The sequence below is a fragment of the Streptosporangium sp. NPDC049046 genome, from assembly GCF_040649155.1.
Taxonomy (GTDB): Bacteria; Actinomycetota; Actinomycetes; order Streptosporangiales; family Streptosporangiaceae; genus Streptosporangium.
On record NZ_JBEZEZ010000008.1, the window covers coordinates 21,021 to 36,236 of the forward strand.

The following is a 15,216-nucleotide window of genomic DNA, read 5'->3' on the forward strand; positions in this document are numbered from 1 at the left end:
GAGGTGGGTCACTGCAAGTGCATCGCCGGTACGTTTCCCCCGGATTAACCCCCCGTTGCAGTCCGGTGACCGAGTGCACGCTCCAGGGAGTCCGGATGGTGGACGAAGTTCGGTGACAGCTGCCGGTCCTCGTAGTAGCGGTGGAAGACCGGGGTGGCCGAGGCCGAGATGGGGGGCACGATCCAGGACCAGTCGGCTGGGCAGACCCGTCCTTCCTTCTCCTCGCGTTCCAGATGCATCAGGAAATGTCTGGACTCGGTGTGGTGGTCGGTCATCGTCACCCCGGCCCGCTCGAAGGAGTGCAGGACCGCCACGTTCAGCTCCACCAGCGCGTAGTCCCGCCAGAGTGAGCGGTCGCTCTCGGTGTCCAGGCCCATCCGCCGGGCGATGACCGGCATCAGGTCGTAGCGGTCGGCGTCGGCCAGGTTGCGGGCGCCGATCTCGGTCCCCATGTACCAGCCGTTGAACGGGGCCGCCCGGTAACAGATCCCGCCGATCTCCAGGCACATGTTCGAGATGACCGGAACCGCATGCCAGCGCAGTCCCAGCTGCTCGAACCACGGATAGGCGGGGTGTGAGAGCGCGACCTCCAGCACGGCGTCGCCGGGGATCGTGGACAGCAGCGGAGGCCCGTCCCCCATCGAGATCGCCAGCGGGAGGACGTCGAAGGGACTTCCCGGCCCCCCTGCCCAGCCCAGCTCGCGCAGCATCGCGGTGAAATCGGTGTAGCGGGGATCGCCGACGACCGAACCGTCCTTCGTCGCGTATCCGGCGTAGCGGATGAGCTGCTCGTTCCAGATCCTCGGCCCCGGAGCCCCCGGCCGATCGGGAGGGAACACCGTGATCGTCGGGCGGATCCTGCGGTTCGGCGCCGCGTCCCGCAGGTGGTTCACGCACTCGACGGCGACCCCCTCGGCCGTGGTGACGTGTCGCCGGTCGCGCACCCGCAGCGAGCGCCAGTACAGGCGCCCGATGCACCTGCCGCTGTTGCGCCAGGCCACCCTGGCACCGAAGATCAGCTCGCCGGGAGTGTGCGTGTACGTTCCGGTCCCGGCGATCTCCTGCCGGACCTCACGCAGGCGTTCCCGCAGGGTTCCCGCCCCGGGGTTCTCGGCGTGGAAAAGCCTGAGGTAATCCTCGGCCGCCGCCACGTCGACCGGGGGCACCTCGGGAACGCCCCTGGAAACACCGTCAGGGACACCGTCGGGAATGCCCACGGGCCCGAGTACACCGGGGACGTCGCGCATCGAATCCGGCGTGCTCCGCCGGGACCTTCGCCAGGTCAGCACAGAAAAACCACCCATTGTGGCTCACGGGCACGGCGACCGTTCCGGGCGGCGCGGTGCCCTCGACGCGGCGGCCCTTCCCCGCTGCGATCGCTGTTGTCCGCGGCAGCCGCGCACCGGTCCGCCCGCCAAGATCATGGCGGCGCCGGGCGTGGCGTTCCCTATTTTCTGGGATTCACAGTGGTTTGTCCGGCGAACTGGAACGCGGGAGGCTGACTGAATCAGGACAGAAGACGGCAAAGGCCCCGGAAGCTGGGCTTCCGGGGCCTTTCAACTGGCTCCCGCGATAGGACTCGAACCTATAACCTGCCGGTTAACAGCCGGCTGCTCTGCCGATTGAGCTACACGGGATTGCGCTTCGCGCTGGTCGGACCGGGTGCCCCCCGTTCCTTGCGGCGCAGGAATAGATTAGCGCACTCCGTGGGTGTGTGTCGCATCGATACTCCGGGGTAGGGGCGAGACGAGGCGATCCGCGAGTGATCACAGGACAGGGTCCGCGGAACATGTTTGTGGAGGTGGACATGCGTTATCGACTGATGCTCGGAGTGGGATTCGCGGTCGGCTACATCCTGGGGAGCCGCGCCGGCCGGGAACGTTACGAGCAGATCAAGCGGCTGGCCCAGCGCGTCTCCGACAACCCCGCCGTGCAGGAGACGGCCGGCCTGATGGGCGCCAAGGTCTCCCAGGCGACGGATGTGGCGAGGACCAAGGTGAGCGACGTGGCCAAGAACCGGCTGCCGTTCCTGCGCTCGACCAACGGCTGGCACAGCGACCAGCACGACGACACGGGCACCGGCTGGCCGGAGAACCAGAAGACCAACGCACCCTACTGATCTTCCTGCCGCCGCTCCGTCGGCAGCCACGGGCCGAGCACGGCCCGCCGGTGCGAAGGGCCCCTACGGGGGCCTTTCGCGTGTCCGGGGACCGATCTCACGCGCTTTTTGACTCGTAAGTCTTCGGGAGGGGCTTTCGCCCATGCACCCGGACTCCTATGGAGAGTCCGACGTCCGGGGGAGCGAGCGGCCTCACCGACGCGCCCGGTCCAGAAATCTCAGACGCCGAAACTTCGGCGTGTCTCCTCAAGCGCCTGCTCCGCGAGGGCACGCAGGCCCGGATCGTCCGGGTCGAGGCCGGCGTCGAAGACGAACTCCCAGATCAGCCGGTCGGCGTCGGCCTTCCTCGCCACCAGTCGCACTCCCCCGCGCGCGTCCAGCGGAACGTAGTGGTTGACCACGATCGAGGCGATCACCCGCTCCCGCACGGCCTCGGGGATCCGGCCCGGCTCGGGCAGCAGCGCCCGGTGCGAGCGCCCGTCGGTGGTGGTGACCGTCAGCCCCTCCTCGTCCCACACCCCGCGATCCACCTGGAACCAGGGCACGCGCTCGCCGCCCAGGTAGAGGGCCTTGTCCGCGGCGATCACGTAGCCGTCGGGGCCCTCCGCGTAGGCGAGCACCCGGTCGCCGGGGACGGCGGCCGCGCGGACCTCGGGGGGCATGCGATTGAAGAGCTTCACCGTTCCACGGTATCCGCCAGCAGGTCGAGGGTGAGCGCCGCCGACCAGGAGAAGTCCCGGCTGCCGCGCCCGCTGCCGTCGAAGGGGTCGAAGCACTCGCGAAAACCCGCCTGCCGTACGAGGCGCAGGGTGCCCGAGCCGAGCACCCGCACCAGCCCTTCCAGGCCGTGCACGGCCGCCGCCCGGCGCAGCAGCCAGTTGGTGTTCACCCAGGACGGCCCGCGCCAGTAGCAGGACCGGTCGAACTGCGGTGCGCGGATCTCGCAGCTCGGCACCGGATATCCGGCGGCCCCCATGAAACGGGCCGACTCCAGCACACTCACCAGATCCGCGACCCGTTCACCGGGCATCCCCTCGTCGAGCATCGGCCCGAAGCAGCCGACCGTGCACACGGGACTGAGCCGGTCGCCGCGCAGGTCGCGGGCACGGAAGACCCCGCCGTCCCAGAGGCGTTCCAGCAGCGCCGCGCGGATCCGCTCCACCGCCTCCCGGTGCGGGCCCGCGTCCGCGCCCGCCACCGGGGCCAGCTCGGTGAGGGCCTGGCAGGAGGCGAGCCAGATCCCGTTGAACATCGGGTCCTCGACCGCGAACGGGTGCTCGTCCCGCAGATAGGCTGGGTCGTAGCCGGAGTCCCGGCAGCCCAGGGCGAGCGCCATGTAGCGGTCGTGGCGGCTGTCGGTACGCCACTCGGGGAGTTCCTCGCGCCGCCGGTAGGCGGGACGGACCGGGGGGAGCCCCTCCAGGGGCGCGTCCCAGGCGGGGCTGTCGTCCATCCCCGACTCCCACGGGTGCACGATCGCGGCGAGCCCTCCCCCGCCGAGGTCCCTGCGGGTGGCGAGGTAGTCGTGCTGGGCGACCAGCATCGGATAGAGCCGCCGCACCAGGGCCACGGCCGTGTCGCGGTCGGCCGCGTGCCGCCATATCCACCACAGGGCGAGCGCGTGCAGCGGTGGCTGCGTCAGCCCCGAGGTGCACACGGTGCGGGGGGAGGCCGGGTGCTCCCGGGATCGCCAGACCGAGGGGCCGGGGAAGTATCCGTCCGCGTGGACGGGATGGAAGACGATGTGCGGCACCATTCCGGTCGCCCACTGCCCGGCCAGCAGGCTGATCAGCTCGGTCCCCGCTCTGCGGGTGTCCCAGCGGGCCAGGCCGATCGCGACGAAGGTGGAGTCCCAGTTCCACTGGTGGGGGTAGAGGCCGGGCGCGGGGACGGTCGCGGACCCCGTCCAGTTCGCGTCGAGCACGGACCACGCCTCGCGCCCGAGCGCGGCGTCGTCGACCGCCGCTCGCGACTCCATCCGCCCAGTCTGCGCCTGTATCGCCCAGGAGAACAGCCCGGCCCCCCGAATGCGCCGAACAGGAACGCCGTACGCCCCGGAAAACCGGGGCTTTTGGAGTGATCACCACGACAGGAATCCCTGGTGATCGGCGCCGGACCACCGCACCGGCACGAACCGGGGAAGCGGGGAGACCGGGTGATCCGCGCCGGACCACCGGAAAGATTCCCTCGGGAGGGCGAGGACTCCAGGTGACCGGTACCGGACCACCGGAAAGGTTCTGCCCGGGAAAACGAGCTCCAGGTGATCGGCGAGAGCGGCACCGGCCCGGAGAGAGGGCGCCCTGACGGCCGCGGTGGTGAGGTCGGCCGAACGGCGCGGGCCCCGGGAACGGAGGTTCCCGGGGCCCGCGCCGTGTGGCTCCTCAGTCGAGGTAGTCGCGAAGCATCTGCGCCCTCGTCGGGTGCCTGAGCTTGGCGAGGGTCTTCGACTCGATCTGCCGGATGCGCTCGCGCGTCACGCCGAACTCCCTGCCGACCTCCTCCAACGTGCGGGGATGTCCGTCCGCGAGCCCGAAGCGCAGCTGGATGATGCGCTGCTCGCGATCGGAGAGGGTCGCGAGGATGTCGTCGAGCTGGTCCTGCAGCATGATGAAGGCCGCGGCCTCCATCGGCACGACCGCGTCGGCGTCCTCGATGAAGTCTCCGAGGTCGGAGTCCTCCTCGCCGATCGGCGACTGGAGCGAGACCGGCTCCTGGGCGATCCGCTGGATCTCGATCACCCGGTCGATCGGCAGGTCCATCTCCAGGGCGATCTCCTCGGGCGCGGGCTCGCGGCCGAGATCCTGGTGGAGCTGGCGCTGGACCCGTACCAGCTTGTTGATCGTCTCGACCATATGCACCGGAATTCGAATGGTGCGCGCCTGGTCCGCGATGGCCCTGGTGATCGCCTGGCGAATCCACCAGGTGGCGTATGTGGAGAACTTGTAGCCCTTGGTGTAGTCGAATTTCTCGACCGCCCGGATGAGCCCGAGGTTGCCCTCCTGGATGAGATCCAGGAACAGCATCCCGCGTCCCACATATCTTTTGGCGATTGACACGACCAGCCGCAGATTGGCCTCGATCAGCCGCTGCTTGGCCCGCGTGCCCTGCCAGGCGAGCTCCTTGAACTCCGGGAAGACCATGCGTGAGACGACGCTGGTCAGCTTGTCCTCGGCGAACAGGCCCGCCTCGATGGACTTGGCGAGTTCCACCTCCTCCTCTGCCGTGAGCAGGGGGACGCGACCGATCTCCCGCAGGTATATGCGGACAAGATCGCTGGTCGGGGCCCTTTTTCCGACATCCTCCTCATCGGCCCGGGCGGGCTCCTCATCGCCCTGGGGCTCAAGAACCTCCACTCCGTTCTCGGCGAGCATCCGGACGACGCGTTCGAGCGCGTCGGACGGCAGCTCGGACTTGTCGAGAGCGGCGGCCACGTCATCGACCGTGACGCTTCCGCGCTCTCTTCCCTTCGTGACGAGGTCGGCCACCTGGTCTACCGATGGCGGCCCACTTGGCAGCACCGATGCACCCACGGGAGACAGTCTGCTGTATTGGGTCCCCTAAATGGCAGACCTATTTTTGTCACCGAAGGTAAGGCGACGATCATTATCGGATCGAGACCTTATTCGGGTTTGGTGTAATCAGTGCGCGGATATTAATGCCATTTATGCCGTCGGCTCCCGGCCGTCAGCTCCCGGCCGCGCGCTCCCTGAGCACGCGCCGCTGGTGCTCCAGCGCGACCAGCTCTCCGAACAGCCGGTTGTACTCCTGCTGCTCGTCGACCGGGTTCGTCCGCTCCATCCTCGACTTGAGCCGCTCGATGGCCCGCGTCACCGAGACGAGCTCCAGGGCCGCCAGCATCGCCGAGGCGTAGCGCTCCTCGCTCGCCAGGTCGGCCCGCAGCTCCTCGACGGCGAACCGGGTGACGACCCCGCGCAGGGAGTCTTCGGCCCCGCGCAGCAACAGGTCGACCCACTCGCGTCCGCCCTGCCCCGCGGCGGCGGTGCCGCCGGAGTCGACGATCAGCCGGTAGAGGGCCGTGTGCTCGGCGAGTGTGAACGCCTCCGCTCCCAGCGCCTCGAAGCCGGGGCCGAGCAGCGCGGGACGCTGCACGGCCAGCCGGAGCACCTCCGCCTCGGTCCGCACCCCGGGGTCGGTGAGGTCGGCGACCTTACGGGGTCCCGCGGGGCGCTGGGCGCGCGGCTGGGCCGCCGCGGAGACCTCGGCGATCCGGTCGAGGACGAACTGCTCGTTGTTGAAGCCCAGCCACCGGTCGAGGTCGACGGCGTACAGCCGGCGCAGCGACCTGTCCTTGATGCCGGCCACGATCGGGGCGGCGGCGTCGAGGGCGGAGAGCCGCCCCTCGTTGGTGCTCCCGTCGTAGCGGGAGATCACGCTGCGGATGGCGAAGGCGAACAGCGGCTCGCGCCCGGCGATCAGGTCGCGCACGGCCGCGTCGCCCTGCCTGACGCGCAGATCGCACGGGTCGAGGCCGTCGGCCTGCACGGCGACGAAGGTCTGGGTGACGAACTTCTGCTCGTCGGCGAAGGCGCGCAGGGCCGCCTTCTGGCCGGCCGCGTCGCCGTCGAAAGTGAAGATCACCTCACCCCGCGACCCCGACTGGTCGAGCAGCAGCCGCCGGAGCACCTTGATGTGCTCCTCGCCGAACGCGGTGCCGCAGGTGGCCACCGCCGTCGGCACGCCCGACAGGTGACAGGCCATCACGTCGGTGTAGCCTTCGACGATCACGGCCTGGGAGCGCTTGGAGATCTCGCGCTTGGCCAGGTCTACCCCGTAGAGGACCTCGCTCTTCTTGTAAAGCGGGCTTTCCGGGGTGTTCAGGTATTTCGGCCCGTCTTCGGCATCGTTCAATTTCCGTGCGCCAAAACCGATGACGTCTCCGGTTATGTCGCGGATAGGCCAGACCAGCCGTCCCCTGAAACGGTCGATCGGGCCACGCCGCCCCTCCTTCGCCAGCCCGCCCTTGATCAGCTCCGCGGTGGTGAAGCCCTTCGCCATCAGGTGCCGTGAGAGGGCCTCCCACTCGGCGGGGGCGTATCCGACGCCGAAACGCTCGGCGTCGACCCGCTCGAACCCGCGCTCCGACAGGAACCTGCGCCCGATCGCGGCGTCGGGGGCCGAGAGCTTGGAGGCGTAGAACTCGGCCGCCGCCCGGTGCGCCTCGATCAGGCGGATGCGCTCGCCCTGCTCGCGCCCGGGGACGTAGCCGCCCTGCTCGTAGCGGAGCTGGACGCCCGCCCGGTTGGCGAGCCGCTCGACCGCCTCGCCGAACGACAGGTGCTCCAGGCGCCGGACGAAGGTGATGACGTCACCGCCCTCGGCGCAACCGAAGCAGTACCAGTAACCCCGGGTGGGGGTCACGTTGAAGGACGGGCTCTTCTCCTCGTGAAAGGGACAGAGCCCCTTCAGGTTGCCGCCGCCGGCGTTGCGGAGCTGGATGTGCTCACCCACGATGTCGGCGATCGGCGAGCGCTCCCGTACGAGCGCGATGTCCTCATCACTGATCCGGCTTGCCACGCCGCGAGTCTAGTCCGGCCTCCCGACAGATCGGGGCGGGGAGCCGGGCCCGCTCCCGCTTCGATCTTCCGGCAGGCCAGGGGGACCACCGGGACGGGAGGGACAGGAGGAACGATGACTTTCCCGAATTGGTCCTGACCAACCAGGACGTCGGTTACAAAGGTAAAGGCGGATTCTCGATAATGTACGCGGGTGGAGATCATGCGATCGGGGCATATAGCACGATTGGCCGCCGTGACCGGCGCGGCGCTCGTCACCGCGGCCTGTGCGCCGCCGGGCGGGGTGGCGGGCATCGGTACTGCGGCCCCGACCCCCGGAGCGGAGTCCGCGGCCGGAGCGCCGGCCTCGTCGGTCACCGCGACCATGCCCCAGGCGACTCCCACCTCCGCTCCCCCTCCCACGGCCGTCGACCGCCCCAAGGCCGACTCCCCGGTGCAGGTTCCGCCGCCGAAGGTCTCCGAGCACACCTACGTCTTCCCGGTGAAGGGCTGCTCGGTCACCTACGAGAGCAGGCTCCTGGTTCTGCCCAAGACCACGATCTGGGCGGGCAAGGGCTGCTCGTTCGTCTCCCCGGTGAACGGCGTGGTCGACGAGGTCAACACCAAGAACCGGTGGAAACCCTCCACCGATCGCGGCGCCGACCGTGAGGGCCGGTTCGTCACGGTGATCGGCGACGACGGCGTCCGCTACCTCGGCGGCCACCTGGACAAGATCGCCCTGGGGGTACGGCCGGGACTGCGCGTCAGAGCCGGTCAGGTCCTGGGCCAGGTCGGCAACTCGGGCAACGCCCGCTCGACCGCGAGCAACCTCTACTTCGCGATCTCCTGGAAGACCTCGCCCTCGATGTGGTGGGTACGCCGGGGCATGGTCAAGCCCTGGGACTACCTGGACGCCTGGCTGAAGGGCAATCCCACGCTCTCCCCCAGGGAGGAGATGCTCGCCGTGATGAAGCAGACCGGGGCGGCTCCCCGCTGCTTCACCCTGTGCGCGTCGAAACCGCAGCCCACGCCGACGAAGAAGCCCACCAAGAGGAGGTCGGAGCCGTCGCAGGAGCCGGTGCAGATCCCGTTGAACGGCGGCACCTGACACCGGGAACGTGACAGGGCGGGCTCGCCCGTCCACCGGTCGGCCCCTGACAGTCGGCCACTGACGAAGGAGGGTCGTCCCCGTCGCCGGAAGGCGCGCCGGGAACGCGACAGGGCCCGGTCAGCGGCCGGCGAGGGCGCGGTGCCAGGCGACCGCGGAGGTGTCGGTGAGCGAGGCGATCTGGTCGACGACCACGCGAAGCCGGCCGGCGTCACCGGCGGCCCTGGTGAAGGCGGGCCTGAAGGCGGGCTCCAGGGTCCCCGGGGCGCCCAGCATGATGTGGTGGGCCAGGTCGTGGATCAGCTCGCGCTGCCTGACCTGGTTGGCGCTGTGCGCGTCGCTGCTCATCACGTAGTGGGCCGTGACCCCCTTGAGCAGCGCGCACTCCAGGCGGGTGGCCCTGGGCACGATCAGGTCGGCGCTGTAGCGTCCGGCCGCCGGTCCGTACGCCTCGCGGGTGGCGACCTCGGCGGACCTGCAGAAGCGGCCGATGAGCGAGCTGGTGAGCCCCTTGATCGCGGCGAGGTCGGCGAACGAGCTGTCGAAGTGACGGGGCCAGAGCGGCTGGGTGATGAGACGGTGGAAGAGGTCCTCCAGCTCGCCCGGCTCGGCGTCGGGGGCGTACCACTCGCGGGTGGTCGCGCAGACCTCGCGGCGCTCCGCCGGATCGCGCATCGCCTCCAGCAGCACGCCGCCGGAGTGCAGGGCGTCCTCCAGGTCGTGCACGGAGTAGGCGACGTCGTCGGCCCAGTCCATGATCTGCGCCTCGAAACTCACCTGCCCCTCCGGAGCGCCCTCCCTGATCCATTCGAAGACCGGCATGTCGTCGTCGTAGACGCAGTACTTGGCGCTTCTCTCGCGGGTCCACGGGTATTTGACGGCGGCGTCCAGGGAGGCCCTGGTGAGGTTGAGCCCGGCGCTGCGGCCGTCCTCGGTGACGACCTTCGCCTCCAGCCGGGTCAGCAGGCGCAGGCTCTGCGCGTTTCCCTCGAAGCCGCCGCACCCCGCGGCGAGGTCGTTGAGCGCCGTCTCCCCGTTGTGGCCGAACGGCGGGTGGCCGAGGTCATGGGCGAGGCACGCGGTCTCCACCAGGTCCGGGTCGCGGCCGAGGGTCTCCCCCATCTCACGGCCGATCTGCGCGCACTCCAGGGAGTGGGTCAGCCGGGTGCGGGGGATGTGCTGGCCGCTGCCGAAGGTCTCTCCCGGGCCGACGACCTGGGTCTTGGCGGCCAGCCGCCGGAGCCCGGCGCTGTGCAGCACCCGCGCCCGATCGCGCTCGAACGGGCTTCTTTCCGGGTTGCCGGGTGGTTCCGGCACCCACCTGACCTGATCGTGCTCGTCATAACCATGCATAAGTGCACTGATTTTATCCGCGAAAGGCACCTGCTATGCGGAACGGCGAGAAAACACCAGGTTATCGGGTATGCGGCGCCGTTCCCCGCCCGTTCGCGCGCTCCTTCGGGAGCGCTACCGAGGGAGCGCGACCCGCGGCCACCGTTCCCGCCCGCCGGGAGCGCGGGCGTCGCGGGCGTGAGGTGTACCGGTCCCCGCGGCCGCCCCGGGTGAGGGTGGGACGGGCCGCGGGGACCGGCTCCGCGGAGAGTCGCCCCGGCGGCGCCGGAGGCGACTTCCCGCGAAGTCAGGGTGCCGACCGCGAGGGTCAGCGGGTGTCGGAGCCCTCGCACACCAGGGTGGCTCGGGCGGCCTCCAGACGGGCGACCGGGATGCGGAACGGCGAGCAGGACACGTAGTCGAGACCGGCCTGGTGGCAGAAGTGGATCGAGTCCGGGTCACCGCCGTGCTCGCCGCAGATGCCCAGCTTCAGGTCGGGCCGGGTCGCGCGGCCCTGCTCGACGGCGATCTCCACGAGCCTGCCGACGCCGTCGCGGTCCAGGGTCTCGAACGGGGAGACCCCGAAGACGCCCAGCTCCAGATACTTGGAGAAGAAGGCGGCCTCGACGTCGTCCCGGGAGAAGCCCCACGTCATCTGGGTCAGGTCGTTGGTGCCGAACGAGAAGAACTCGGCGGCCTCGGCGATCTGCCCGGCGGTGAGCGCCGCGCGGGGCACCTCGATCATCGTGCCGATCAGCGCCTCGACCTCGGCCTCCGCGAGGATCCGCCGCGCCTCGTCCCGCACGTGTTCCAGCTCCTGGACGGCGGCCACCAGCGGGATCATGATCTCCGGGCGGCTGCCCGGCACCGCCTTGGCCGCCGCCGCGATCGCCCGGACCTGCATGGCGAACACGCCGGGGATGACCAGGCCGAGCCGCACGCCGCGCAGGCCCAGCATCGGGTTCTCCTCGTGGAGCCGCTTGAGCGCGGCGAGGAGCTTGCGGTCCTTCTCCTCCGCCGCGTCACCGGCGAGGGCGACCCGTACCGACAGTTCGGTGTAGTCGGGCAGGAACTCGTGCAGCGGCGGGTCGATCAGGCGGATCGTGACGGGCATGCCTTCCATCGCCTGGAAGATCTCCGTGAAGTCCGCCCGCTGCAGCGGCTCCAGCGCGGCCAGCGCCCGCTCGCGCTCCTCGTCGGAGACGGCCAGCACCAGGTCCTCGACCAGGGCTCGACGGTCGCCGAGGAACATGTGCTCGGTGCGGCAGAGGCCGATGCCCTGGGCGCCGAACCTGCGAGCCCTCGCGGAGTCCTCGCCGGTGTCGGCGTTGGCGCGTACGGCCATCCTGCGTACCTCGTCGGCGTGGGACATGATCCGGTGCACGGCGCGGACGAGCTCGTCGCCCCGGTCACCCGAGCCCTCGAAGTACTCCACGACCGGGGAGGGGACCACGGGCACCTCCCCGAGGTAGACGGCCCCGCTGGTGCCGTCGATGGAGATCACCTCTCCCTCGGAGACCACGAGGCCGGAGGCCGTGGTGAACGTGCGGTCCCTGGCTGAGACCTCCAGCTCCTCGGCGCCGCAGACGCAGGTCCTGCCCATGCCCCTCGCGACCACGGCGGCGTGCGAGGTCTTGCCCCCGCGGCTCGTCAGCACGCCCTGGGCGGCGATCATCCCGGCGAGGTCGTCGGGGTTGGTCTCGCGGCGGACCAGGATGACGGCCTCTCCGCGCCCGGCGAGCTCGACGGCCCTGGCCGTGGAGAAGACGGCCTTGCCGACCGCCGCGCCCGGCGAGGCGTTCATCCCCCTCGCGATCATCTTGGTGCCGGCGTCGTCGGCGAAGCGGGGGAACATGAGCTGGGCGAGCTGGTCGCCGGACACGCGGGTCACGGCCTCGTCCAGGTCGATGACGCCCTGGTCGACGAGCTGGACGGCGATGCGGAACGCGGCGCCCGGGGTCCGCTTGCCCACGCGGGTCTGGAGCATCCAGAGCTTGCCGCGCTCGACCGTGAACTCGATGTCGCACAGGTCGCGGTAGTGGTTCTCCAGCGTCTCCATGGTCCGCATGAGCTCGTCGTAGACGGGCTTGTCGAGGCTCTCCAGCTCCTGCAGCCGCATGGTGTTGCGGATGCCCGCGACCACGTCCTCGCCCTGGGCGTTCTGCAGGTAGTCGCCGTACACGCCCTGCTGGCCGCTGCCGGGGTCGCGGGTGAAGGCCACCCCGGTGCCCGAGTCCATGCCGCAGTTGCCGAAGACCATCGAGCAGACGCTGACCGCGGTGCCCAGGTCGGCGGGGATGCGTTCCTGGCGGCGGTACAGCACCGCGCGGGGGGCGTTCCACGACGCGAACACGGCCTCCACCGCCATGCGCATCTGCCGGTGAGGGTCGGCGGGGAAGTCCTCGCCGGTCTTGGCGTAGACGATCTCCTTGTACGTCGCGACCAGGCGCCTGAAGTCGGCCGCCTCCAGCTCCAGGTCGTCGCGGCCGTCCTTGAGCTCCTCCAGGGCGCCGTCGAAGAGCTCGCCGTCGATGCCCTGGACGGTCTTGCCGAACATCTGGATGAGGCGCCGGTAGGAGTCCCAGGCGAAGCGCTCGTTGCCGCCCGCCTGCTTGACCAGTCCGTGAACCGAGTCGTCGTTGAGCCCGATGTTGAGAACGGTCTCCATCATGCCGGGCATGGAGAAGGCGGCCCCCGAGCGCACGCTCACCAGGAGCGGGTCGTCGGCCTGGCCGAGGCGGCGGCCCATCGCGGCCTCCAGGGCGGCCAGGTGCGCGGAGACCTCCTCCTGCATCCCCTCGGGCAGGGTCCCGTTCGCGAGGAAGCTCCGGCACGCCTCGGTGGTGATGGTGAAGCCGGGGGGAACCGGCAGCCCGAGGTTGGTCATCTCGGCGAGGTTCGCTCCCTTACCGCCGAGCAGATCCCTTAGATCTTTGTTGCCCTCGGTGAAGTCGTAAACGTACTTCGGCACGGTTGCTCCTTCTGCGACTTCAGAACGATGTCTGGTTCCGCCTCCATCCGGACTCTACCGACGAACAAGGCAACGAAACGGCACCCACCACGTGAAACAGCATTATCACAGCTCAGAGCACGTGCACCGGTCTAATCCAATTCAAATCACGGCCAAATGCGTAAGGATATCGATCACTCGGAAAATTGGTTTACACCAATTGGTATAAACCAATTTTTCCGGCATTCAACCCCGTTCACGGCCGGTTCAGCGACCCGTCAGGCCCACTTCCGCGAGAGGGTTCAGGTCGGGGACATCGCCTTCCGCGGGCCCCTCTCCCGACGGGAGCCACAGCACGAACACGCTCCCCTCGCCCAGCCGGGAGAACAGCCGCACGTGCCCGCCGTGCGACTCCACGATCTGGCGGACGATCGCCAGGCCAAGCCCGCTGTGCCGGTCGCGGCGGCTGGTCTGGCCGCGCCAGAAACGGTCGAACACCCGCGCCTGGTCGTCCTCGGGCACCCCCGGGCCGGCGTCGCGCACCGCGACCCAGATCCAGCCCTCCCTGCGGCCCCCGGTGCGACCTGCGGCCACGACGACCTCGCTCCCGCCCGGCGCGAGCCGTACCGCGTTGGAGAGCAGGTTGCCCACGGCCCGGCGCAGGGCGTCGTGGTCCCCCACCCCGCGCAGTCCGGCGGGCAGCGCCTTGCGGATCGACAGCCCGCGTCCCGCGGCGAGCGTGGTGAACTCCTCGGCCGCCTCGGCGGCGAGCGCGCCCACGTCCACCTCGGCGTCGGCGAGCGCGGGCGCGGACCGGCGTGCGGTCGCGAGCAGATCCTCGACCAGGCGGGTCATCCGGGTGGTGGCCCGGTCCACGATGGCCACCGCCCGCATCCGCTCCTCCTCGGTGCTGTCGGGCGAGGCGAGGACGGCGTCCACATTCGCCCGGATGATGGCCAGCGGGCTGCGCAGCTCGTGGGAGGCGTCGTCGATCAGCCGCCGCTGCGCCAGGAAGGCGCCCTCAAGGCGGCCGAGCATGGTGTCGACGGTGTCTGCGAGGTCGCGGAGCTCGTCCTTCGGACCGGTGAGCAGGATCCGCCGCGACAGGTCGGTGCCCTGGATCTCGGCGGCGGCCCTGGTGATCGAGCGCACCGGACGCAACACCCGGCCCGACAGCACCCAGCCGATGCCGAAGCTCACCAGGAAGAGCCCGCCCAGGGTGAGGAACGAGTAGTCGCGCAGGGTCCGCAGGGTGAGCAGGTTGACCGCGTTCTCCACCTCGGCGAGTTCGACGACGGGGGCCTTGCCCACGTAGCGCTCGGTGTCGACGCTGTAGAGCTTGGCCTGCTGGACGGTGTAGGGCCGCTCCTCCGCGCTCCTGGCCACGGCGACGTACAGCACGCCGATGACCAGGGCGCAGAGCAGGAACAGCAGGCTGGAGTAAAGCACGGTGAGCCGGAAGCGGATCGTCTGCACGAAGGAGAACCTCACGTGTCCTCCCTCAGCCGGTAGCCCTTGCTGACCACGGTCTCGATCACGGCGTCGGCTCCGAGCTTGCGCCGCAGGTTTCCCACCGTCACCCGTACGGTGTTGGTGAACGGGTCGGTGTGCTCGTCCCAGACGTGTTCCAAGAGCTCCTCGGCGGAGACGACGTGCCCGGGACGGGTCATCAGATAGTGCAGGACACCGAACTCCTTGGGGGTGAGTCCCAGCTCGCGTCCGGCCGAGTGAGCCTCCACCCGGGAGGTGTCCAGCCGCAGCGAGCCCACCTGCAGGATCGCCGTCCCGCCGCCGGGCTCCCTGCGCAGCAGCGCGCGGACGCGGGCCAGGAGTTCGGGGAAGGCGAACGGCTTGACCAGGTAGTCGTCGGCGCCCTCGTCCAGCCCTCTGACCCGGTCGTCCAGCCGGTCCCGCGCGGTCACCATGATGATCCGCACGGCCTGGCCCTGGTCGGTGCCGCGCAGCGCCCTGCACACCTCGAAGCCGTCCCCTCCGGGCAGGTTGAGGTCGAGAAGGACCAGGTCGTACGAGTTGACCTGGAGCTTTTCCCGCGCCTGGGCCACGTCGTAGGCGACGTCGACCGCGTATCCGGCCCGGACGAGCCCCACCCGCAGGGCGTCGACCAGATCTTCCTCATCTTCGACAACGAGCAGTCGCATGGTACGAACCTAGGTCGTGCGCGGCCGGAAACGCG

Annotated in this window: 11 protein-coding genes and 1 tRNA gene; 2 read left to right on the forward strand and 10 right to left on the reverse strand. The window is 69.9% G+C overall.

What is annotated here, in order from left to right:
* Nucleotides 1-44: 44 nt before the first annotated feature.
* Together AB0B96_RS12985 and AB0B96_RS12990 are read right to left on the reverse strand one after the other, a co-directional pair.
* Nucleotides 45-1,217, reverse strand: coding sequence for a nitric oxide synthase oxygenase (locus AB0B96_RS12985; RefSeq protein WP_362898344.1), 1,173 nt, complete (start codon nt 1,215-1,217; stop codon nt 45-47).
* Nucleotides 1,218-1,561: 344 nt separating this feature from the next.
* Nucleotides 1,562-1,637, reverse strand: a tRNA-Asn gene (locus AB0B96_RS12990).
* Nucleotides 1,638-1,807: 170 nt separating this feature from the next.
* On the opposite strand from AB0B96_RS12990, the gene AB0B96_RS12995 reads away from it, so the two are divergent.
* Complete coding sequence (locus tag AB0B96_RS12995; RefSeq protein ID WP_362898346.1) at nt 1,808-2,119, forward strand: YtxH domain-containing protein; 312 nt, start codon at nt 1,808-1,810, stop codon at nt 2,117-2,119.
* Nucleotides 2,120-2,337: 218 nt separating this feature from the next.
* Here AB0B96_RS12995 and AB0B96_RS13000 read toward each other — a convergent pair whose 3' ends face one another.
* The 4 genes from AB0B96_RS13000 to dnaG form a co-directional block, all read right to left on the reverse strand.
* Nucleotides 2,338-2,799 carry a hypothetical protein gene (locus AB0B96_RS13000; protein ID WP_350944471.1) on the reverse strand — a complete coding sequence of 154 codons (462 nt, stop codon included), beginning with the start codon at nt 2,797-2,799 and terminating at the stop codon, nt 2,338-2,340.
* Nucleotides 2,796-4,097, reverse strand: coding sequence for a hypothetical protein (locus AB0B96_RS13005; RefSeq protein ID WP_362898348.1), 1,302 nt, complete (start codon nt 4,095-4,097; stop codon nt 2,796-2,798). Before AB0B96_RS13005 ends, AB0B96_RS13000 begins: the two co-directional genes overlap by 4 nt.
* Nucleotides 4,098-4,500: 403 nt before the next feature.
* Nucleotides 4,501-5,637 carry an RNA polymerase sigma factor RpoD gene (gene rpoD / locus AB0B96_RS13010; RefSeq protein WP_362898350.1) on the reverse strand — a complete coding sequence of 379 codons (1,137 nt, stop codon included), beginning with the start codon at nt 5,635-5,637 and terminating at the stop codon, nt 4,501-4,503.
* A 166-nt stretch (nt 5,638-5,803) separates the two neighbouring features.
* Nucleotides 5,804-7,654, reverse strand: coding sequence for a DNA primase (dnaG, locus tag AB0B96_RS13015; protein ID WP_350944474.1), 1,851 nt, complete (start codon nt 7,652-7,654; stop codon nt 5,804-5,806).
* A gap of 201 nt (nt 7,655-7,855) precedes the next feature.
* Between dnaG and AB0B96_RS13020 the strand changes: the two genes are divergently transcribed.
* Entirely contained in the window at nt 7,856-8,740 is an 885-nt protein-coding gene (locus tag AB0B96_RS13020; protein ID WP_350944836.1) for a peptidoglycan DD-metalloendopeptidase family protein, read from the forward strand.
* 120 nt (nt 8,741-8,860) lie between these two features.
* On the opposite strand, the gene AB0B96_RS13025 is transcribed toward AB0B96_RS13020, so the two are convergent.
* From AB0B96_RS13025 to AB0B96_RS13040, 4 genes are all read right to left on the reverse strand, one after another.
* Nucleotides 8,861-10,093, reverse strand: coding sequence for a deoxyguanosinetriphosphate triphosphohydrolase (locus AB0B96_RS13025; RefSeq protein WP_350944476.1), 1,233 nt, complete (start codon nt 10,091-10,093; stop codon nt 8,861-8,863).
* 307 nt (nt 10,094-10,400) lie between these two features.
* Nucleotides 10,401-13,043 carry a pyruvate, phosphate dikinase gene (gene ppdK, locus AB0B96_RS13030; protein WP_362898353.1) on the reverse strand — a complete coding sequence of 881 codons (2,643 nt, stop codon included), beginning with the start codon at nt 13,041-13,043 and terminating at the stop codon, nt 10,401-10,403.
* 246 nt (nt 13,044-13,289) lie between these two features.
* Complete coding sequence (locus tag AB0B96_RS13035) at nt 13,290-14,513, reverse strand: HAMP domain-containing sensor histidine kinase (RefSeq protein ID WP_362898355.1); 1,224 nt, start codon at nt 14,511-14,513, stop codon at nt 13,290-13,292.
* Nucleotides 14,510-15,181 carry a response regulator transcription factor gene (locus tag AB0B96_RS13040; protein ID WP_350944480.1) on the reverse strand — a complete coding sequence of 224 codons (672 nt, stop codon included), beginning with the start codon at nt 15,179-15,181 and terminating at the stop codon, nt 14,510-14,512. Before AB0B96_RS13040 ends, AB0B96_RS13035 begins: the two co-directional genes overlap by 4 nt.
* Between the last annotated feature and the right edge of the window lie 35 nt (nt 15,182-15,216).

Coding starts and splice junctions, on each gene's coding strand:
- AB0B96_RS12995 (WP_362898346.1), top strand. CDS start 1,808: ATGCGTTATCGACTGATGCTCGGAGTGGGATTCGCGGTCGGCTACATC.
- AB0B96_RS13005 (WP_362898348.1), bottom strand. CDS start 4,097: ATGGAGTCGCGAGCGGCGGTCGACGACGCCGCGCTCGGGCGCGAGGCG.
- AB0B96_RS13020 (WP_350944836.1), top strand. CDS start 7,856: ATGCGATCGGGGCATATAGCACGATTGGCCGCCGTGACCGGCGCGGCG.
- AB0B96_RS13040 (WP_350944480.1), bottom strand. CDS start 15,181: ATGCGACTGCTCGTTGTCGAAGATGAGGAAGATCTGGTCGACGCCCTG.
- AB0B96_RS13025 (WP_350944476.1), bottom strand. CDS start 10,093: ATGCATGGTTATGACGAGCACGATCAGGTCAGGTGGGTGCCGGAACCA.